This is a genomic window from Streptomyces aureocirculatus (genome assembly GCF_000720475.1).
GTDB lineage: Bacteria > Actinomycetota > Actinomycetes > Streptomycetales > Streptomycetaceae > Streptomyces > Streptomyces aureocirculatus.
On the sequence record NZ_JOAP01000170.1, the window covers coordinates 1 to 347 of the forward strand.

The 347-nt window shown below is 66.9% G+C and carries 1 protein-coding gene; it reads left to right on the forward strand.

Features of this window, described 5'->3' with window-relative positions; all coding sequences use genetic code 11:
* The coding region (locus tag IG78_RS0141210) for an aminoglycoside phosphotransferase family protein (protein WP_030575026.1) at positions 1 to 342 on the forward strand (342 nt) is incomplete at its 5' end.
* Between the last annotated feature and the right edge of the window lie 5 nt (positions 343 to 347).

Below are 347 nucleotides of genomic sequence, written 5' to 3' on the forward strand. Positions count from 1 at the left end.
CGCTGCGAGACTTTGCTGGACACTCAGGCCAGGCTCGTGTTGCTGCACGGCGATCTGCACCTCGGCAACGTCCTGGACGGCGGCCCGTCGCGCGGCCTGATCGCGATCGACCCAAAGGCATGCGTAGGCGACCCATGCTTCGACGCCGTCGACTACGTGGTGGCCGGCGCCGGACAAGAGGGGGTCGAGGCCCGTTGCCAACGGGTGGCGGCCGCGTGCGGGCTCGATGGGGACCGGTTGTATGCCTTGAGCCGAGTAGTGGCACCCATGGCAGCCATCGCGCACCTCACCTATGACGGTCCAGAGCCCGTGATCGACGAACTACTCGCCCTGTCTCGTTGATCCCA